The organism is Streptomyces sp. NPDC047072, assembly GCF_040643855.1.
Lineage (GTDB): Bacteria > Actinomycetota > Actinomycetes > Streptomycetales > Streptomycetaceae > Streptomyces.
The window spans coordinates 14,216-32,405 of record NZ_JBEYVC010000028.1 but is presented as its reverse complement, the minus strand read 5'-3'; the positions used below and the strand labels follow the sequence as shown (position 1 = coordinate 32,405).

Below are 18,190 nucleotides of genomic sequence, written 5' to 3'. Positions count from 1 at the left end.
ATTGACATCTCGGCCCGACCGCTACCTGCACGACGGCACACCTCAGATGGCGTTCACCCGCGACAGAGGGAGGTCCAGGCGCTGCGCGAGATCGCCGTACGACATGCCGAAGGTCTCCAGGACGGTGGCGCCCCCGGAGTCGATCCGGAACGTGGCGACGTCCGTGTAGACACGGTCGACGCAGCCCACGCCGGTTAGGGGATAGGTGCACTCCGGGACCAGCTTGGGCACGCCGTCCTTGGTGAACAGCGTCATCATCACGAACACCCGCTTGGCGCCGATCGCGAGGTCCATCGCGCCCCCGACGGCCGGGATGGCGTCGGGGGCGCCGGTGTGCCAGTTGGCGAGGTCGCCGGCGGCCGACACCTGGAAGGCGCCCAGGACGCAGATGTCGAGGTGGCCGCCGCGCATCATCGCGAAGGAGTCGGCGTGGTGGAAGTAGGCGGCTCCGGGCAGTTCGGTGACCGGGACCTTGCCCGCGTTGACGAGATCGGGGTCGATCTGCCCGTCCCTGGCCGCCGGGCCCATGTTGAGCATGCCGTTCTCGGTGTGCAGCACCACCCCCGTCTCCGGCGGAAGATGGTCGGCCACCAGGGTGGGCCGGCCGATGCCCAGATTGACGTAGGAGCCGTGCGGGATGTCACGGGCCACGCGTGCGGCCAACTCCTGCTCGGTCCGCGGCCCCCGGTCGAGGTGCTCCACCAGGGGCAGAGGCGAGTTCGTCGCATTCATGCTGCGGGCACCACCTTCACGACGCGGTCGACGTAGATGCCGGGGGTCACCACGACCTCGGGATCCAGCGCGCCGATGTCGACGATCTCGCGCACCTGGGCCACGACCGTGATCGCCGCCGTGGCCATGACCGGTCCGAAGTTGCGGGCCGTCTTGCGGTAGACGAGGTTGCCCATCCGGTCGGCCCGGTGGGCGCCGATCAGCGCGACGTCCCCCTTGATCGGGTACTCCAGGACATGGGTGCGACCCTCGATCTCCCGGGTCTCCTTGCCCTCGGCGAGCAGGGTGCCGGCTCCGGTGGGCGAGTAGAACGCGCCGATCCCGGCACCGGCCGCGCGCAGCCGTTCGGCGAGCGTGCCCTGCGGGGCCACCTCCAGTTCGATGCGTCTCTCGCGGTACAGCCGGTCGAAGACCCAGGAGTCCGACTGCCGGGGGAACGAGCACACGATCTTGCGCACCCGCCCCTTGTCCAGCAGCGCGGCGAGCCCGGTGTCGCCGTTTCCGGCGTTGTTCGACACCACGGTCAGGTCGGTCGCGCCCTGCCGGATGAGCGCCTCGATCAGCTCGACCGGCATCCCGGCCATGCCGAACCCGCCCACCAGCACGGTCGAGCCGTCCTCGGTCCCGGCGACGGCCTCGTCCGGATCCCCGCACACCCGAACGCTCATGCCGCACTCTCCAGGACCACGGCCAGAGCCTGTCCGACGCCGATGCAGATCGCGGCGACCCCCCACCGCCGTCCCGAGGTGCGCAGCCGCGCGGCCAGGGTGCCCAGGATCCGGCCGCCGGAGGCGCCGAGCGGATGCCCGAGGGCGATGGCACCGCCCTGGGTGTTCACGATCCCCGGGTCGATCTTCCAGGCGTCCACGCAGGCCAGGGACTGCACGGCGAAGGCCTCGTTGAGCTCGACCGCCGACACGTCGGCCCAGGAGATCCCGGCCCGCTTCAGGGCCCGCTCGGCCGCCTCGACCGGCGCGAACCCGAACATCTGCGGGTCCAGCGCCGACACCCCGCGCCCGGCGATCCGGGCCAGCGGCGCGCTGCCGATCCGGGAGACGGCCGCCTCGGAGCCGATCAGCACGGCGGACGCGCCGTCGCTGAGCGGCGAGGCGTTGCCCGCCGTGATGCGGCCTTCGGGCCGGAAGGACGGCTTGAGGCCGGCCAGCTTCTCCGGCGTGGACCCGGGCCGGATCCCCTCGTCACGGGACAGGACCGCCTCGCCGTCCAGCACGACCGGTACCACCAGGTCGTCGTAGAAGCCCGATTCCCAGGCGGCGTGCGCGAGGTTGTGGGAACGGGCGGCGAACTCGTCCTGCCGTTCCCTCGCTATCCCGAACCGGTCGGCGAGCTGCTCGTTGGCCTCGCCGAGGGAGACGGTCCACTCCTTCGGCATGCGTTCGTTGGTCTGTCGCCAGCCCAGGGTGGTCGACAGGGCGGTCACATGACCGGCGGGGAAAGCTCGGGACGGCTTGGGCAGCACCCACGGAGCCCGGGTCATCGACTCCACCCCGCCCGTCAGGACGATGTCCGCGTCACCGCTCTCCACGGCACGCGAGCCCATGATCGCGGCGTCCAGGGAAGAGCCGCAGAGCCGGTTCACGGTGGTCGCGGGGACCGTCGTCGGCAGCCCCGCGAGGAGAACCGCCATCCGGCCGACGTTGCGGTTGTCCTCGCCCGCACCGTTGACGTTGCCCCAGAACACGTCGTCGAGGGCGGCGGGGTCGAGTGCGGGGGTCTTGTCCAGGACCGCGGTGACGGCGGTGGCGGCAAGGTCGTCGGGCCTGATCTCGGCGAGCGCCCCACCGTAGCGGCCGAAGGGGGTTCGCACTGCGCTGTAAACGAAGCTGTCTTCCATGGAGGCGACGCTAGGTGCCGCCATTAATCACGTCCAATATCCAATGATGCATGATTAATCAGCCAGAGAGATAGGCTGTGGTCATGGAGCTCCGCCAGATCCGCTACGTCCTCGCACTCGCCGAGGAGTGCCACTTCGGCCGCGCCTCCGAGCGGCTGCACATGGCCCAGTCCGCCCTCTCCCAGCAGCTCAAGCAACTGGAGCACGAGCTGGGCACGACACTGTTCACCCGGTCGACCAGGCGGGTCGAACTCACCGAGGCCGGCCGCCGGCTGGTCGCCCATGGACGATCGATCCTGGCCGAGGTGGAGCGGGCCGAGGAGCAGATGGCGCAGCTCGCGACCGGCCGGTCGGGGCGGGTGTCCATCGGCTTCGTGGGCACGGCCACCTACGACGTCCTGCCGCAGATCGCCCGACGGGTCCGGGAGCAGCTCCCGGACGTGTCCCTCGAACTGCACGGCGAACTGCTCAATCCCGAACTGGTCGAAGGCCTGCGGGACGGCACTTACGACCTCGCCCTGCTGCGCTCCGACTCCCTTAAGGACATCGGCCTCACCGTCACCGCCCTGCGGTCCGAACGACTGGTGGCAGCCCTCCCCGCCGGACACCGCCTGGCCGACCGGAGCCGGATCGCCCTCGCGGAACTCGCCGACGAACCCTTCGTCGTGCATCCCTCGCAGGGCCGCTCCTCGATGCACGGCAGGGTCCTCGTGGCCTGCGCCCGTGCCGGCTTCGTACCCGCACCGCTGACGGAGGTCGGCGAGACCTCCACCCTGGTCGTCTTCGTCGCGGCGGGTCACGGTGTCGCCCTGGTCCCGGCATCGGTGCAGAGCCTCCGGCTCGACCGGGTCGTCTACGTCCCGCTCGCCGAGACCGAGACCGTCACCCTGGGGCTCGCCCGCCGACCGCAACACAACTCGCGGGCCACGGAACGGATCGCGGCCATGGTCGAGCAGTACATGTCGAGCGGTATCGGACACCCGTAGGCGGGCCCTCCGCGCCGCGCGTTCGCAGCCCGCACCGGTCACGGCGGTGCACGGTCCGTTTACGGAACCGGGGCCCGGCGGTACCGTTCGCCTTCTTGTCCCCGACGCACACTGTGGTGCGGTCGGTATCGAGCAGGCAGGTGTGCAGCATGATCGGCGCTGTCAGAATCCCCACTGCCCATCGCTTCGCCACCGCGCAGATCGAGCCGGACCATCAGGTGGAGCTCTGGGAGCGGCACAACGCGGAGTCCTTGATCGCCCTCGCCTGTCGCCCACCGGTGGCCGGGTCGTTCGCGGCGGTCGAGGTGAACCTCCAGCTGGAACGGGTTCACCTCGCCCGGGTACGCGGGACCCGGCACCTGGTCGAGCGATCCGCCGAACTCGTCGAGGACAAGCCCACCGACGCGATCGCCGTCTACCTGGCCATCACGGGAGAGGCGCTCTTCGAGCAGGACGGACACCGCCGGGTGCTGCGCCCCGGACAGCTCCTCCTCTGCGACGCCGACCGCCCCTTCCTCCGCGGGTTCGGCCGCGGACTGGAGGAACTGGCCGTCAAGGTTCCCCGTTCGGAGTTCTCCGCGCTCACCGGCCTGGTGACGGTGCCCACACCCGTCGTCGTCGACGTCGGCGCCGGCGAGAACCCGTACGGTCGCGCCCTGGCCCGGATGACCGGACGGGCGGTCCGCCGGGACCGCCCCGTGCCGGCGGACGAGCAGGCGGTCGTCGAGCTCGTCTCGGTGCTCGCCGCCTCCGGCCACGTCGCCCTGCCGGTGGCACACCGGGCGGTGGCTCGGACGTTCATCGAGGAGCACTTCACCGATCCCACGCTCCGCGCTGCCGACATAGCGTCCGGCACGGGCGTCAGCGAGCGCCATCTGTCGCGTCTGTTCGCGGCCGCCGGCACCAGCGTGCCCGCCCACGTCCTCTCGCGCCGGCTGGACGCGGCGTACAGCATGCTCGCCTCCGATCCGGCCGGAGACCTACGCACCGCGGACGTCGCGTCACGCTGCGGCTTCACCTCGCTCGCGTACTTCTCCCGCACCTTCCGCGAACGGTTCGGCATCACCGCCGGCGAGGTGCGAGCCAGGGCCGTCTGACCGGCCTCTCCGCTCCCGCGATGCTCATTTCCGCCATCTCGGTCCAGATCGTTGGGCCGGTCCGGATGTGACCGCCGACACTCGTACACACCAACCCGGTGCCCTTGTCCGGGACGAAGAGAGGTGTGGCACATGCCCGTGTTCGACGACGGTCAGCCCGAGACCCGTCCGCCCGCGTCGTCGGTGGTCGAGACCGATGTCCTCATCGTCGGCTCCGGACCGGCCGGCGCGTCGGCGGCGTTGTTCCTGTCGACCCTGGGTGTCGACAACATGGTGATCACGAAGTACCGGTGGACGGCGAACACACCGCGGGCTCACATCACCAACCAGCGGGCGATGGAGATTTTCCGGGACATGGGCATCGAGGACCAGGTCCTCGCCGATGCCACACCGCACCACCTGGTCGGCGACACGGTCTTCTGCACGTCGATCGCCGGTGAGGAGATCGGCCGCATCCACACCTGGGGCACCCACCCGGCGCGGGAGGCCGACTACCAACTGGCCTCCCCCTGCCTCGTGGTGGACATCCCGCAGACCTATCTCGAACCGATCCTGGTCAGGAACGCGACCGTGCGCGGCACCCAGGCGCGGTTCTCCACGGAGTACCTCTCGCACGAGCAGGACGCGGACGGCGTGAAGGTCCGAGCCCGCGACCGGCTGACCGGGGCCGAGTACACCATCCGGGCCAAGTACCTGATCGGCGCCGACGGTGCCCGTTCCAAGGTCGCCGCGGACATCGGCCTGCCCTACGAGGGCGCGATGGACATCGCCGGATCGATGAACATCACCTTCAAGGCCGACATCGAGGCCTACGTCGGCCACCGGCCCTCGGTCCTGTACTGGGTGATCCAGCCGGGCGCGAACGTCGGAGGCATCGGAGCCGGTCTGGTGCGCATGGTGCGTCCGTGGAACGAGTGGCTGATCGTCTGGGGCTACGACATCGACGACGAGCCCCCCGTCGTCGACGAGGGCTCCGCCACCCAGATCGTGCGCGACCTGCTCGGCATGCCCGACATCGACGTCGAGATCACCGGCACCAGCCTGTGGGGCAACAACGAGATGTACGCCAAGCACCTCCAGAAGGGCCGCGTCTTCTGTGCCGGCGACGCGATCCACCGGCACCCGCCGAGCAACGGTCTGGGCTCCAACACCTCGATCCAGGACTCCTACAACCTGGCCTGGAAGCTCGCCCTCGTACTGCGCGGTCAGGCCGATCCGAGCCTGCTGGACACCTACTCGGCCGAGCGGGCGCCGGTCGCCGAGCGCATCGTCCGGCGAGCGAACCGGTCCAGCCGTGAGTTCGTGCAGTTCTTCGAGGTGCTCGGACTGCTCGACGCCACGACCGAGGAGGAGATGGTCGCCGCGATCGAGGAACGGAAGGCCGACACACCCGAGGGCGCGGCCAAGCGCGCCGCGCTGGTCGACGCGATGGAACTGAAGAACTACGAGTTCAACGCCCACGGAGTCGACCTCGGCCAGCACTACGAGTCGTCCGCGATCGTCTCCGACGGAGCCTCGCTGCCCGAGCCCGGCCGCGATCCCGACCTGTACTACGAGATGTCCACCGTGCCCGGCTCGCACCTGCCGCACGCCTGGGTCGGTGACACCATGCACCGGGCGGCGCTGATGGACCTCGCGCCCTACGACCGCTTCACCCTCGTCACCGGCGTCGCCGGCCAGGAGTGGGCCTCGGTGGCCGACAAGGTCGCGCACGAGTTCGGGATCTCGCTCGCGACCGTCGTCATCGGCCCGGGCCAGGAGGTCACCGACCTGTACTACGACTGGGCGAAGCTGCGCGAGGTCGACGAGAGCGGTGTCGTCCTGGTGCGACCCGACAAGCACATCGCCTGGCGCTCGATGACCCTGGCCGAGGACCCCGAGGGCGCTCTGCGTACGGCCATGCGCCAGATCCTGGGGAAGTCGTGAAGGACATGCGCTTCGACCACGACACCCTCGCTCAACGTGTGCGGTTCGCCTCGGCCGCCGCGGAGGCGAACCTGGTCGACGAGATCAAGGAGCTCGGCGCGACGCGGGTCATGGTGATCGCCGCGGAGGCCGAACGCGAACTCGCCCACCGGGTCGCCGCACAACTGCCCGTGGCGCACTGGCATCACGAGGTGGCCATGCACGTGCCGGTCGAGGTCGCCGAGCGGGCCAGAGAGCAGGCGGCCGCCCATGACGTCGACGCGCTCGTCTGCGTAGGCGGCGGCTCGACGACCGGCCTGGCCAAGGCCGTGGCGCTCACCACCGGGCTGCCGATCGTCGCGGTGCCGACCACGTACGCGGGCTCGGAAGCCACCAACGTCTGGGGACTGACCGAGAACGCCCGGAAGACCACCGGTACCGACCCCCGGGTCCTCCCGCGCACGATCGTGTACGACGCCACGCTCATGCTCACCCTGCCGGTCGATCTGAGTGTGGCGTCCGGCCTCAACGCCCTTGCGCACTGCGTCGACTCGATGTGGGCGCCCCGGGCGGACCCGATCGACCGGGCCCTGGCTGGGGAGGGCATCCGGGCGCTGCGCGTCGGACTCCCACTGGTCGCCGCCGACCCGGGCGGCCTCGACGGGCGTGAACACGCCCTGTACGGCGCCTATCTCTCCGCGGTGGTGTTCGCCTCGGCGGGGTCGGGGCTCCACCACAAGATCTGTCATGTCCTGGGGGGCATGTTCGATCTCCCGCACGCCCAGACCCATGCCGTCGTCCTTCCGCATGTGCTCGCCTTCAACGCGCCCTCGGCTCCGGACGCCGAGCGACGCATCGCCGCCGCCCTCGACGCCGACTCCGCGAACGACGGCCTCGCCCGACTGCGCGCCGAACTCGACGCGCCCCGGACGCTTCGCGACTACGGCATGCCGGAGTCCGGGATCGGCCCCGCCGCGGAGGCGGTTCTCGCCGCCGTGCCGCCGGCCAATCCGACCCCCGTGACCCTCGACCACATCACCGGGCTGCTCCTCGCGGCCTGGGAAGGAGCAGAGCCCCGATGACCGACACCGTCTCCGCCGAACAGGAGCGTCGCGAGGCGGACCTGGTCGAGCGCGTCGTCCATTCGTTCGAAGGCTGTTCCGACCCGCGGCTCAAGCAGCTGATGACCTCCCTCGTGCGCCATCTGCATGCCTTCGCCCGCGAGGTCCGTCTGACCGAGGAGGAGTGGGCCAAGGGCATCGAGTTCCTGACCGCCGCCGGACACATCACGGACGACAAGCGCCAGGAGTTCATCCTGCTCTCCGATGTCCTCGGCCTCTCCATGCAGACCATCGGCATCAACAACCAGGCGTACGGCGACGCGACCGAGGCGACTGTCTTCGGCCCGTTCTTCGTCGAGAACAGCCCCGAGATCCCCCTCGGCGGCTCCATCTCCGGCGTCGCGTCCGGGGAACCGTGCTGGGTGGAGGGCACCGTCTCCGACAGCGACGGACAGCCGGTAGCCGGTGCGCGCATCGAGGTCTGGGAGGCCGATGCGGAGGGCCTGTACGACGTCCAGCACGGCGACGGCCGGACCGCGGCCCGCGGCCATCTGTTCTCCGACGCCGAGGGACGCTACACGTTCTGGGGCATCACGCCGACGCCGTACCCCATCCCCTACGACGGCCCCGTGGGCAAGATGCTCGCAGCCGTCGGCCGGTCCCCGATGCGGGCCTCGCATCTGCACTTCATGGTCAGCGCCGCCGGACAGCGCACCCTGGTCACCCACATCTTCGTCGGCGGCGACGAACTGCTCGACTCGGACACAGTGTTCGGGGTCAAGGAATCCCTGGTGAAGAAGTTCGAACGCCAGGCCCCCGGCTCCCCGACGCCGGACGGCCGCGCGGTGGACGGCCCCTGGTCACAGGTCTCCTTCGACATCGTGCTGGCCCCGGCCGGTACATGAACGCCCGGGTCGGCCGACGGGGGCGGGTCCCTCGGCGCGGCAGCCGTCGGGTCCCGCCCCGTGGACGTCCACGGCCCGCACCATCCGGCCGTCGTGGATCCCTGCCTTCCGCCTCGCACGAAGGGAACCTGTATGACCGCCACACTCTCGAACTTCAGCTACGGTGCCGTGACGCCGATCGCCGCCTACCTGATGGCCACCCTCGGGTCGGCGCTCGGACTGCGGTGCACGACACGGTCGCTGCGCCGCCCCCTCCACAGAGCCAGATGGCTGGCCCTGGGCTCCGTCTCGTTCGGCTGCGGTATCTGGGCCATGCACTTCATCGCCATGATCGGCTTCGACGTCGAGGACGCGGCGATCCGCTACGACTGGAACCAGACGTTCTTCAGTCTCGCGGTCGTCATCGGCTGTGTCTCCGCCGGCATGTTCCTCGTCGGCTACCGAGGCCGCTCCACCTCGACCCTCGTCTCTGCCGGCATCATCACCGGTAACGGCATCGTGACCATGCAGGGTCTGGGGATGAGCGCCATCAGGATCGACGGCAGTCTCCACTACGACGGCAGCGTCGTGATCCTCACCTTCGTCTTCACCGTCGTGATCGCCACGGCGGCGCTGTGGGCGGCGGTCTCCATCCACGCCCTGTGGTCCAGCATGGGCGCGAGCCTGATCATGGGCGTGGCGGTGACCGGGATGCACTACATCGGCATGACCGCCCTCACCATCCAGCTCAACGGCCAGACCGCGACCGCGGAGTCCACCAGCACTCTGGGGTTCCTCATGAGCGTGCTCGCCGGTCCGATCGCCGTCCTCGTGATCGCCACCACCATCGTCATGTTCGACCCCGACATGGTGATCGGCGACGGTGACTGGGACGGGGTGGCATTCACCCCGCGCGCGACCGACTCCGTCCATCCCGTGCGGTAGGTCTCCCCAGATCTCTTCCGGCCCGGCATCCTGTTCGTGCGCGGAGGACATGGTGGCGGCGCCCAGCTCGTACCACTGATCGAGGCCGTCCCGCCGGGTGCGTGACCGACGTAGCCTCCCCGCCGTCGGCCGGACATCATCTACGCTGCCCGCGGTTCCGGACACGGATCGGGGCTGGGCGTGCACCGGTGGGTGGTCGAGCAGAGCTTCGCGTTGCTGCACTGGGGGCGTCCTGCCGGCCGTCGGCGTCGGGCTCGTCAAGGTGGAGGCCTCAGTACAGGGGCTCGTATTCCAGCAGTTGCTGCCAGCCACCCGTCCTGCCCTGCGCCCGGCCGTGCAGCCAGTTGCTTCCCCGGAGGCTTTCGCGCAGTTTGTCGGGGGTCTCCGTCTCCATGAAGACGGCATCGAGCCACTGCGGCTTGGGATGGAGCTGGGCCGCGGCCGACACCACCGGAGCACAGAAGGCCGGCTCGCACATCATGCGGCGCACCCAGCGCTCCTGCTGCGCAGGAGTGAGCTGCAGGCAGAGTCTGCCCAGGAAGGGGGCCCAGGGCCGTGAGATGTCGCGCTTCCATTTGACGTCCTCGGGCTGGATCCTGTGCAGCGCCCCGACGGTGCTCGCGGTCAGTTCCGCCGCCGTCGCGGGGTCCGTGGGGATGAGCCGTTCCATGGCGAAGCCGAGGGGCTCGATGATCTGGCTGATTCGCCCGCAGTCCTGTGGGGACGACACGTCGTATCCGGCTTCCTCGGCCAGCGAGATCACGGTCGCGACAAGCTCGTCCGGTCGGTCCAGGGCGCCGAGGTGCGCGTTGGCCATGGCGAGCAGGACCCGCGCGGTGGCTTCGTGATTGATGATCTGCTCGGTGGCCCGTCGGCGGGGAAGACGGCGTGCTTCTCGGCCGGCCAGGACGAGGGGGTCGAGGATCACCCGCAGGGAAGCCGGGGCGTCCGCATCCCAGGTACGCCTCGGGATGGTCAGTTCGACCAGTTTGAGAATCGCGTTGCGGAGGTCCTGGGCTGAGGCGTCGGTCCAGGCTTCGAGGATTTCCTCCACCGTCGGGAGGGTGTCGATCGCCAACTCCAGAAGGACTTTCCACAACTTGAACCCGTGCTGCCGCATGTGTGGCTTCCGGTGCGAGACCAGCTCCTTGCGGTAGTCCACGAGGCGCTGCCGATACGGCTGGAATACCGGCGAGGGGCGTTCGGCAGGGTCGGGGGACGAGCCTTCCAGGGTCCGATGGAGCACTTCCGGCGCTGCCGCGTTCTTGGCGTAGGCGATCAAGTACTCGATCACCTCGGGCTGGTCGCAGAGCGTGTACTGCATGGCGCCCAGGATGTTCTTGGTCGCCGCTCGCCCGGACTCGTCCTGCTGCAGTCGCCGTTGGGTGTCCCGGTCGGCGACGAACGCGTCCAGGGCGTCGGCCGCTTCCGGCAGGCCGGCGAGGGCCGCAGAAACCGTGAAGACACACAGGCCGAAGCCGTTCAGCCACAGCGAGCTCGCCATGTCGTCGAGGTCGTTGTGTGTGGCGGGCAGCAAACTGAGCAGAACGTCGGGAGCCGGCTTGGCTTCCTGGAGTGCTTTGCGCCACAGCCACACCGATTCCTTGCCACCGTCGGGAGCGCTCTCCCCGCAGGGCAGGGAGCCGAGGGCTTTCCTGCAGCGACGCCGCGCCTCGACGGTGAGCGGGTGTTCGGCGGCCGACGGGGAAGGGACCGTGGACGGGGCTCCCCGCAGGTCTCGCTGGAAAGGGGAGGCCGGTCCGGCCAGCGACTCCGCGAGGACCGCGTAGCAGACGGCGAGCTGGTGCGAGGGAGCGCGCGTGGACATGACGGTGTCGAGCAGTTCCGCGGGGTCGACGGGAAGACCCTTGAAAACGGCGACGGTATGCATTCTCAGCGTCGCACGGCACATCAGCACACCTGGGAGAGGGGGTGGTTCGGCTCGTCCGGCGGAGTCGTCCTGCTGAGCCGGCGGCAGTCCGAGAACCGAGCGGATCTCCGCGAGCGAGTCCTCCGCCCGGGGCCGGCTCAAGAGGAACAGCCGGCACAGAGCCTGCTCGAACGCGATGCTGTCCTGCCGGTCGGGGTGGAGGTCGCCGAGCCTGGACATGAACTTCTTGAGATTCGTCCGGATGATCCGGGGACTGAGGCCCCAGGTCGACATCTGGATCAGCAGCTCCGTCGGCAGGCTGAGCTGCCCTGTGGTCAGGGCCTTCTCCCAGAAGTGCAGGGCATGTTCCAGCGTTCCGTCGGGATCTGCCGCGGCAACCGCGCTCAATACACGAAACGGAAGCTTGTCGTTGTGGTGCCATTCGCTCGGTTCCAGGGATTTGAGCCATTCGAAGCAGCCGTGCTTCCGGAGGAAGCGTTCGACGGCGGCCGGGTCGTCGGTGGCAAGACGGACGAGCGCCTCCAGGACGTTCTTCCTGATCCTGGTGCTGCTCGGTTCCATGTTCCACACAAGGGCCAGGTCCGCCAGCGGTCTGCCGAGATCCGGGTGGGTAACCGAGGGAAGGAGCAGGAGGAACCGGTCGATCACCGATGGGTTCGCGGCCTTCAACGCCGCCGGCGCATGAGCAAGGACCAAGGGCCCGGGGCATTTGAGCTTCGCGTAGACACGCAGGGCCAGCCCCAGGAGGGCCGAATCGGTGGATGTGAGCCAGGACGCCAACGCCGCGTCGGCCCTTTCCCGCGTGTACGACGCCCCGCGCGTCTCCGAGATCCGGCCGGCCATGAGCAGGACTTCGCTGGCGACTTCACCGAAGTAGAGGTCCCCCGGGTTGCCCGCCACCCGTTCCATCAGTGCGTCCACAGCCTCCCCGCCGCAGGCCAGAACACCCCGGGCCGCGGCGTGTTCGAAGAAGGTCTGATGGAAGAACCACAGGTAGCCGGTGAGTTCGCGGATTGACAGCACACCCCGCGAGCGAAGCATCTCCATGGCAGCATGAACGTCTTCCGGCACCACGTCGTCCGGCCTCGCCCTCCCGGCCAGTTGATGCCGGACACCGCTCTCCAGGTCGGAACGTCTGGTGTCGAGTTGACCGGAGGCGAGGATGACGCGCGCGGCGGCTCTCGTATGCGATGAAAGGTCGACCGAGCCATGCGTCGCCGAGGAGTTCCGTGCCCGCAGGTCACGGACGATCCGGTCGCTCCAGAACATGTCGTAGAGATACGGGGTGTCCACGTCCTCTTCCGGCACGTCGGGGGCGTAGAGATCGAACAGCAGCCGCAGGGCGAAGGGGTTGGCGCACACCTCCCTCAACGCTCTGCCGCGAGAGGCTGCGTGGGTGACCTTTCTGACGACGGTCTCCAGGGGCGGCGCGTCGGGCAAGCCCTCGTAGTAGCCGCGTGCGTAGCTCTCGACTGCCGCACGCCACTCCGGAGCGCTGTAGGCAGAGAGCGTCCTCTGCTTGATCGTCACCTCCGCCGCCTTCGCGGCGGCCATCAGGCGCTGTGCCTCCACCGGTCGGCACGTCAGCAGTGTGGGCAGCCGCAGACGACCGGCGGCGCGTACCGCGTCGATCACGAAAGCGATGGCGTCCTCACTGTGCATGAGCAGGTCGACGGTGTCGATCAGGAGGGCGAAGGGCCGCCCGGTGTTGACGCACTGCTCGAAGCCGGCCAAGGCCGATTGGGGAGACAGAGTGGAGTGGCCCTGAGCGGCAGCTCCCTCCGGTCCGGCACGCATGCCCAGGAGCAGTGCGCTGGCTCGTAGGAACAGGGGATACCGTCCCCGGTCCAAGAGCCGACGGTGCATGCTCCACAACAGGCTGGTCTTGCCGAAGCCCGCCTCTCCCACCAGAACGGTGCACCCCGCGGACTCGAGGCCCGACAGGACGTCCCGCTCCACTCTCCGTTCCACGTACAGACCGCCCGACAGGCGCAACTCCTGGCCGAGGGGATGCAGGCCCACGACGTCGGCATCGGACGCCGCAGCTCGCGAACTCTTCCAAAGAGCCTCCAATTCCGTCGGCAGAGCTGCGAGTGCCGCCGAATCCCCGGCCACCAGGGCCCGGCTGACCGCCCGGCCGGTCTTCGTCCGGGACCTGGACGCCGACCGGGCACGCTCCAGGGCTTCGGACACGGTCTCCTCGTCGAAGCCCGCGCACCGGCAGCCGATGACTTCGCGCAGGAGACGGAGCTTCTCGAGGTCGGGGTACCTGTCCTCCCCAGCCGTCCGCCAGGCGGACAAGGCCGTGCTGCTCAACTCGGAGCCGGAAGCTCGGGACCGGTCGACGATCCGGGCGAGCGTCCAGCCCGCATGTGTGCCGTCGACAGGGTTCTTCCCCTTGGGCAGGAGGTGGTCCATCACCTGCTGCCAGGACACCTTGCCCGGATCCCACACAACGTCCGCGCTCTCCTCGGTGGTCAGCTTCCTCGTCTCCTTCCGCGCGATGCGGGAATCCCGCACGGTGCCCTGCTCCGGCGCCCGTTTCCCGCGCCCACGTCCCACAATCCCGTGCCGCAACGGTGCGCTTGGCGGGCGGACTCCCCGCACTGCCAAACCTACTGACGCCGGCGCGAACGCCGCGCCGGAATCACTCTCAAGGAGGCCGCCATGGCCTGGGTCTGGCTGCAGCACGCCTGGCTGGTGTACTCGATTGGCGAGCTGGTCGTGAAGGGCGTCATGTGGTGGCGACGGCGGGAACAGGTCTGACCGTCGCTCCACCCCCGGCTCAGAGGGAGCCACTCGTCATTGCCCGTCAGCCAAGTCGCTGACGGGCAATGAGCGAGCGTCATTTCCCGGGCGGCGGCCTCCCCCACGCACGGGGTCATCCCGCGACGACGGCCATCCGGTCACTGATCTCCTGCGCGGTGGCGAGGACCTTCTGGGCGATCTCCACCTCCGCCTCCGGGTACACGCGCGAGGCGAGAGCGGCGACGCTGACGGCCGCGACCACGTTCTTGTTCTCGTCCCGGATGGGCGCGGCGACGCCGACCACGTCGGGGTCGAGTTCGCCGCGGGTGACGGAGTAGCCGAGCCGGCGGATCCGGCCGAGGCGTTCCACCAGCGCGTCGACATCCGTGAGGGTGGCCGGGGTGAACCGCCGCAGTTCGGCGTTCTCCAGCAGCCTGCGGGCCTCGTCCTCCGGGCTCCAGGCCAGCAGGACGAGGGCGGAGGCGCCGGCGTTGATGGGCAGGGCGCTGCCTCGCTCGTAGGAGATGCGGACCGCGCGGGTGCTCTCCGCACGGTCCACGCACACGACGAGGTCGCCGGTGCGGCGGGTGAGCAGGACCGTCTCGTGCGTCTCGACGGCGAGGTCCTCCATCGACGGCATGGCGACTTCGGAAAGTCCGTAGCTGCGGCGGGCCAGCCGGGCGATCTCCAGCACCCGCAGGCCGAGCCGGAACCCGCCGCCGGGGGCCTCTTCGAGGAAACGTCCGGCGACGAGGCTCTGGAGGTAGCGGTAGGCGGTGGAGCGTGCCACGCCGAGCCGCTCGGCCACGGCGGTCCCGGAGACGACCAGTTGGACGTCGTCGAACATGGTCAGGATGTCGAGTGCCCGGTCGGCGGTGGAGTTGCGGTCGCGGTAGCTGGGGGACGCGTTTCCTGACATGCGAGACACTGTAGCGGGTGAGCGCGGCGTGGTGGAGACCGCGCCCGGCCGTCCGCTCGCCCGGTCTACAGGCGGTCCTTGACGACGGTGTTGCGCAGCTCCCCGATGCCCTCCACTGCGGTGACGAGTTCCTGGCCCGGGCGCAGGAAGACCTTCGGGTCGCGGCCTGCACCCACACCACCCGGGGTCCCGGTGAGGATCAGGTCGCCGGGGAGCAGCGTGATGATGGTGCTGATGTACGCGATGGTGGCGGCGACGTCGAAGAGCAGGTCGGCGGTGTTGGACTTCTGCATGGTGTGTCCGTCGACGCTGCACGAGATGTCCAACCCCGAGGCGCCGGGCGGGAGTTCGTCGGGAGTGACCAGGACGGGTCCGACCGGGGTGGTGGCCTCGAAGGTCTTGCCGGAGAGGAACTCCCGGGTGCGGTGCTGCCAGTCCCGCACGGTGACGTCGTTGGCGACCGTGTATCCGGCCACGTGCTCCAGGGACTTCTCGCGCGGCACATGGCGGCCCGGACGACCGACGACGACGGCCAGCTCGGCCTCCCAGTCGAGGTCGTCGCTGACCGGCGGCATGTGGATGTCGTCGTGGGCGCCGATGAGGGAGCCGTCGTACTTGGCGAACAGGGTGGGGTGGGTGGGGGTCGGGCGGCCCATCTCCCTGATGTGGGTGGCGTAGTTGAGGCCCAGGCAGACGATCTTGTTGGGGTGGGGGACGAGCGGGGCCAGTGAGGCCCCGGCCAGCGGCAGGCGCTCGCCGTCCGTGGTGGCCGCCCGTTCCTGCCAGTCGTCACCGGTGGCGAGCAGCGCGCCGATGTCGGAGTGGGGCAGCAGGACGAGTTCGTCGCCTTCCTGCCGTGCGGCGGCGCTGTGACGGCCGTCGGCGAGGCGGACGGTGCTGAGTCTCATCGGGGTACTCCTTGGGTGTCGTGCTGGATCTCGGGATCAGAGTCGAGGTCGACGTCGTCCGTTTCGGGGCGGGAGGCGAAGGACCGCAGCCACGCTCCGACGTGGGCGGCCCGGGCGGAGGTGAAGACGGCGGCCACCAGGCGGTCGGGGCGTACGAGGACGAAGGAACCGGTCAGTCCTGCGAAGAGGGCGTCGAGCCGGCCGTCGGCGTCGGCGATCCCCGCTCGGCCGGCTCGGTCACGCGGCGCCCGGTCGTCGAGGTAGACGTCCACGGCGGTGGCGTCGGGAAGACCGGCCCGCGCGACGGCCGTCCAGTCGGCGTCTTCCACGTCGATCCCGAGCAGGCTCCAGCCCTGCCCGAGCACGTCGTCGAGGCGGCTGAGGTGGTGGCCGGAGCCGCGTAGCACCCGCGGCTGGGGCAGCATCGTGCCGACCAGTGCACGGCCCGGGCCGTCCGCGTGGAGCACGGCCCCCGCGCGGACGCGGGGGTCGGGGCGGTAGCGCATCTCGGTGAGGTAGCGGCGTCCCGGCGGGGTGTGCATGGCCGTGCGCACCAGCAGGTCGCGCAGGAGGGCACGGGGGCGGCTGGTGGTCATGACGACGCGGCCGAGGCGTACGGAGAGGTCGATCACGGCTCGGGCGTGCGGGCGGCGCTCGGTGTCGTACGTGTCGAGCAAGGCGTCGCCGGCCCGGCCCGCCAGGACGTCGGCGATCTTCCAGCACAGGTTGGCCGCGTCCCGCAGACCGGAGTTGAGGCCCTGTCCGGCGAACGGCGGCATCATGTGCGCGGCGTCGCCGAGCAGGAAGCAGCGGCCCTCGCACAGCCGGTCGGCGAGCAGCGCGTGGAAGCTGTACGCGACCGCGCGCTCGATCTGCCCCGGAGCGATCTCCCGGTAGGGGCGCAAGAGTTCACGCACGAGGGCGAGCGGCGGAGGCGAGCCCGCCGCGCATTCGCCGGGCTTCAGCCGGAACTCGTAGCGGCAGCGGCCGTCCCGGCCCGGGACGATGACCACGGGCCGGTCGGGGTTTCCGTGGTGCATACCGAATCGCTGGTCGTGCGTGTCCTCAAGGGTGTCGACCACCAGCCACACATCCGGGAAGCTGCGTCCGCGCATGGGGACGGCCAGCAGGTCGCGCACGGTACTGCGGCCGCCGTCGCAGCCGAGGAGGTACACGGCCTCCAGTTCCTCCGCCGGCCCGTCCTCCCCGCCCGTGCGGAGCGAGGCGCGCACCCCGCCGGGCTCCTGGGTGAGCCCTGTCAACCGGGTGCCGAAGCGGACGTCGACGCTCGGGAGCCGCTCCAGTTGCTCCCGCAGTACTCGCTCCAGGTCGGGCTGGGCGAAGGGGTTCTTGAAAGGGTGTCCGAGGCGCTGGTCGCCGGTGCCGCGGGCGTGCAGGAGGGGCCGCCCGCCGACGCCGAAGTATCTCGTCCCGGTACCCGGCACGATGATCGGGTAGACGGCCTCGTCGAGGCCGTCGGCCGACTGCAGGGTGCGCAGCGACTCGTCGTCCAAACTGATCGCTTTGGCGTCGTCACTGGTGGTGGAGTTGCGTTCCACCAGCACGACCGGGATCCCCCGGGAGCCGAGCAGATGGGCGGCCGTCAGTCCGGTCGGTCCTGCGCCGACCACCAGGACCGGCGGTGCCGGGGACGCGGTGGGCACGGCGGTCACTGGACCGGCTGGTAGGCGGGACCACCCTCGGTCAGCAGCCGCTCGACCTCGGCGAAGATCTCCTCCGGGGACAGGTCGAGGTCGAGGGACTTGCGGAAGGGCTGGCGTACGTCCCGCTCCAGCCGCAGATAGACCTCGTTGCGGTTGCCCTCGGGGTCGAAGAAGTAGATGCCGATGGCGTTGCCGTGGGTCACTTCCTGCTGCACCTCGATCCCCTCGGCGCGGAACCTGTGATGGAAGTCGATGACCGTGTCCAGCGAGTCCACCCGCCATGACACCTGGTGGGTGAGCTTGGCACCGGGAGGTGCGGTGCGGCCCCGCTGGAGGACGAACTCGTGGTGCTCCTCCTCGGGGCGCGCGGAGAAGAACACGATGCCCCGCTCCTCGTCCTCGTCGGTGACCGTCAGGCCCAGGACCCGCTCGTAGAAGTCGCGCATCGTCTCCAGGTCGTCGACCCAGAAACCGGTGTGCCCCAGTCCGGTGATCGCCATAAGCGTGTCTCCCCTAACAGGACTCTCGTTTTGTTTTATGGGACAGTAAGGCGACGGGCAGGTCGAGGTCAACCGGGTGAGATCACAACCGCACA

Annotated in this window: 14 protein-coding genes; 6 read left to right on the top strand and 8 right to left on the bottom strand. The window is 69.8% G+C overall.

Annotation, left to right across the window (positions count from 1 at the left end; translation table 11 throughout):
* Positions 1 to 42: 42 nt before the first annotated feature.
* The 3 genes from ABZ896_RS15200 to ABZ896_RS15190 are packed head-to-tail and all read right to left on the bottom strand — an operon-like array spanning position 43 to position 2,587.
* Entirely contained in the window at positions 43 to 732 is a 690-nt protein-coding gene (locus ABZ896_RS15200) for a 3-oxoacid CoA-transferase subunit B (RefSeq protein WP_360927693.1), read from the bottom strand.
* Positions 729 to 1,400, bottom strand: a complete 672-nt coding sequence (locus ABZ896_RS15195) for a 3-oxoacid CoA-transferase subunit A (RefSeq protein WP_360927690.1) — start codon at positions 1,398 to 1,400, stop codon at positions 729 to 731. The genes ABZ896_RS15200 and ABZ896_RS15195 overlap by 4 nt, the downstream gene beginning before the upstream one ends.
* Positions 1,397 to 2,587: a thiolase family protein gene (locus ABZ896_RS15190; protein ID WP_360927687.1), complete on the bottom strand. Its 1,191-nt coding sequence runs from the start codon at positions 2,585 to 2,587 to the stop codon at positions 1,397 to 1,399. Before ABZ896_RS15190 ends, ABZ896_RS15195 begins: the two co-directional genes overlap by 4 nt.
* Positions 2,588 to 2,670: 83 nt before the next feature.
* On the opposite strand from ABZ896_RS15190, the gene ABZ896_RS15185 reads away from it, so the two are divergent.
* The 6 genes from ABZ896_RS15185 (at position 2,671) to ABZ896_RS15160 (ending at position 9,465) form a co-directional block, all read left to right on the top strand.
* Positions 2,671 to 3,573: a LysR family transcriptional regulator gene (locus ABZ896_RS15185; RefSeq protein ID WP_360927685.1), complete on the top strand. Its 903-nt coding sequence runs from the start codon at positions 2,671 to 2,673 to the stop codon at positions 3,571 to 3,573.
* Positions 3,574 to 3,722: 149 nt separating this feature from the next.
* Positions 3,723 to 4,670 carry a helix-turn-helix domain-containing protein gene (locus tag ABZ896_RS15180; RefSeq protein WP_360927682.1) on the top strand — a complete coding sequence of 316 codons (948 nt, stop codon included), beginning with the start codon at positions 3,723 to 3,725 and terminating at the stop codon, positions 4,668 to 4,670.
* A 132-nt stretch (positions 4,671 to 4,802) separates the two neighbouring features.
* Complete coding sequence (locus tag ABZ896_RS15175) at positions 4,803 to 6,596, top strand: FAD-dependent monooxygenase (protein WP_360927679.1); 1,794 nt, start codon at positions 4,803 to 4,805, stop codon at positions 6,594 to 6,596.
* A 5-nt stretch (positions 6,597 to 6,601) separates the two neighbouring features.
* Complete coding sequence (locus tag ABZ896_RS15170; RefSeq protein ID WP_360927812.1) at positions 6,602 to 7,657, top strand: maleylacetate reductase; 1,056 nt, start codon at positions 6,602 to 6,604, stop codon at positions 7,655 to 7,657.
* Positions 7,654 to 8,541 (top strand): intradiol ring-cleavage dioxygenase, encoded by an 888-nt coding sequence (locus ABZ896_RS15165; RefSeq protein ID WP_360927676.1) that lies wholly within the window; start codon positions 7,654 to 7,656, stop codon positions 8,539 to 8,541. Before ABZ896_RS15170 ends, ABZ896_RS15165 begins: the two co-directional genes overlap by 4 nt.
* A gap of 132 nt (positions 8,542 to 8,673) precedes the next feature.
* A complete protein-coding gene (locus ABZ896_RS15160; protein WP_360927673.1) occupies positions 8,674 to 9,465 on the top strand; it encodes an MHYT domain-containing protein in 792 nt (263 codons plus the stop codon).
* Positions 9,466 to 9,736: 271 nt separating this feature from the next.
* Here ABZ896_RS15160 and ABZ896_RS15155 read toward each other — a convergent pair whose 3' ends face one another.
* The 5 genes from ABZ896_RS15155 to ABZ896_RS15135 form a co-directional block, all read right to left on the bottom strand.
* Positions 9,737 to 13,876: an ATP-binding protein gene (locus ABZ896_RS15155; RefSeq protein WP_360927670.1), complete on the bottom strand. Its 4,140-nt coding sequence runs from the start codon at positions 13,874 to 13,876 to the stop codon at positions 9,737 to 9,739.
* A 361-nt stretch (positions 13,877 to 14,237) separates the two neighbouring features.
* The gene (locus ABZ896_RS15150; protein WP_360927667.1) at positions 14,238 to 15,023 is read right to left on the bottom strand and encodes an IclR family transcriptional regulator; all 786 of its coding nucleotides are present in this window, start codon (positions 15,021 to 15,023) and stop codon (positions 14,238 to 14,240) included.
* A 65-nt stretch (positions 15,024 to 15,088) separates the two neighbouring features.
* Complete coding sequence (locus ABZ896_RS15145) at positions 15,089 to 15,931, bottom strand: fumarylacetoacetate hydrolase family protein (RefSeq protein WP_360927664.1); 843 nt, start codon at positions 15,929 to 15,931, stop codon at positions 15,089 to 15,091.
* Entirely contained in the window at positions 15,928 to 17,595 is a 1,668-nt protein-coding gene (locus ABZ896_RS15140; protein ID WP_360927661.1) for a bifunctional 3-(3-hydroxy-phenyl)propionate/3-hydroxycinnamic acid hydroxylase, read from the bottom strand. The genes ABZ896_RS15145 and ABZ896_RS15140 overlap by 4 nt, the downstream gene beginning before the upstream one ends.
* 5 nt (positions 17,596 to 17,600) lie before the next feature.
* Positions 17,601 to 18,095: a VOC family protein gene (locus ABZ896_RS15135; protein WP_360927658.1), complete on the bottom strand. Its 495-nt coding sequence runs from the start codon at positions 18,093 to 18,095 to the stop codon at positions 17,601 to 17,603.
* Positions 18,096 to 18,190: the final 95 nt, after the last annotated feature.

Bases quoted from the DNA above. Each gene is read 5' to 3' on its own strand.
- ABZ896_RS15165 (WP_360927676.1), top strand. From the start codon at position 7,654: ATGACCGACACCGTCTCCGCCGAACAGGAGCGTCGCGAGGCGGACCTG.
- ABZ896_RS15150 (WP_360927667.1), bottom strand. From the start codon at position 15,023: ATGTCAGGAAACGCGTCCCCCAGCTACCGCGACCGCAACTCCACCGCC.
- ABZ896_RS15175 (WP_360927679.1), top strand. From the start codon at position 4,803: ATGCCCGTGTTCGACGACGGTCAGCCCGAGACCCGTCCGCCCGCGTCG.
- ABZ896_RS15135 (WP_360927658.1), bottom strand. From the start codon at position 18,095: ATGGCGATCACCGGACTGGGGCACACCGGTTTCTGGGTCGACGACCTG.
- ABZ896_RS15185 (WP_360927685.1), top strand. From the start codon at position 2,671: ATGGAGCTCCGCCAGATCCGCTACGTCCTCGCACTCGCCGAGGAGTGC.
- ABZ896_RS15180 (WP_360927682.1), top strand. From the start codon at position 3,723: ATGATCGGCGCTGTCAGAATCCCCACTGCCCATCGCTTCGCCACCGCG.
- ABZ896_RS15190 (WP_360927687.1), bottom strand. From the start codon at position 2,587: ATGGAAGACAGCTTCGTTTACAGCGCAGTGCGAACCCCCTTCGGCCGC.
- ABZ896_RS15145 (WP_360927664.1), bottom strand. From the start codon at position 15,931: ATGAGACTCAGCACCGTCCGCCTCGCCGACGGCCGTCACAGCGCCGCC.
- ABZ896_RS15160 (WP_360927673.1), top strand. From the start codon at position 8,674: ATGACCGCCACACTCTCGAACTTCAGCTACGGTGCCGTGACGCCGATC.
- ABZ896_RS15195 (WP_360927690.1), bottom strand. From the start codon at position 1,400: ATGAGCGTTCGGGTGTGCGGGGATCCGGACGAGGCCGTCGCCGGGACC.
- ABZ896_RS15200 (WP_360927693.1), bottom strand. From the start codon at position 732: ATGAATGCGACGAACTCGCCTCTGCCCCTGGTGGAGCACCTCGACCGG.
- ABZ896_RS15170 (WP_360927812.1), top strand. From the start codon at position 6,602: ATGCGCTTCGACCACGACACCCTCGCTCAACGTGTGCGGTTCGCCTCG.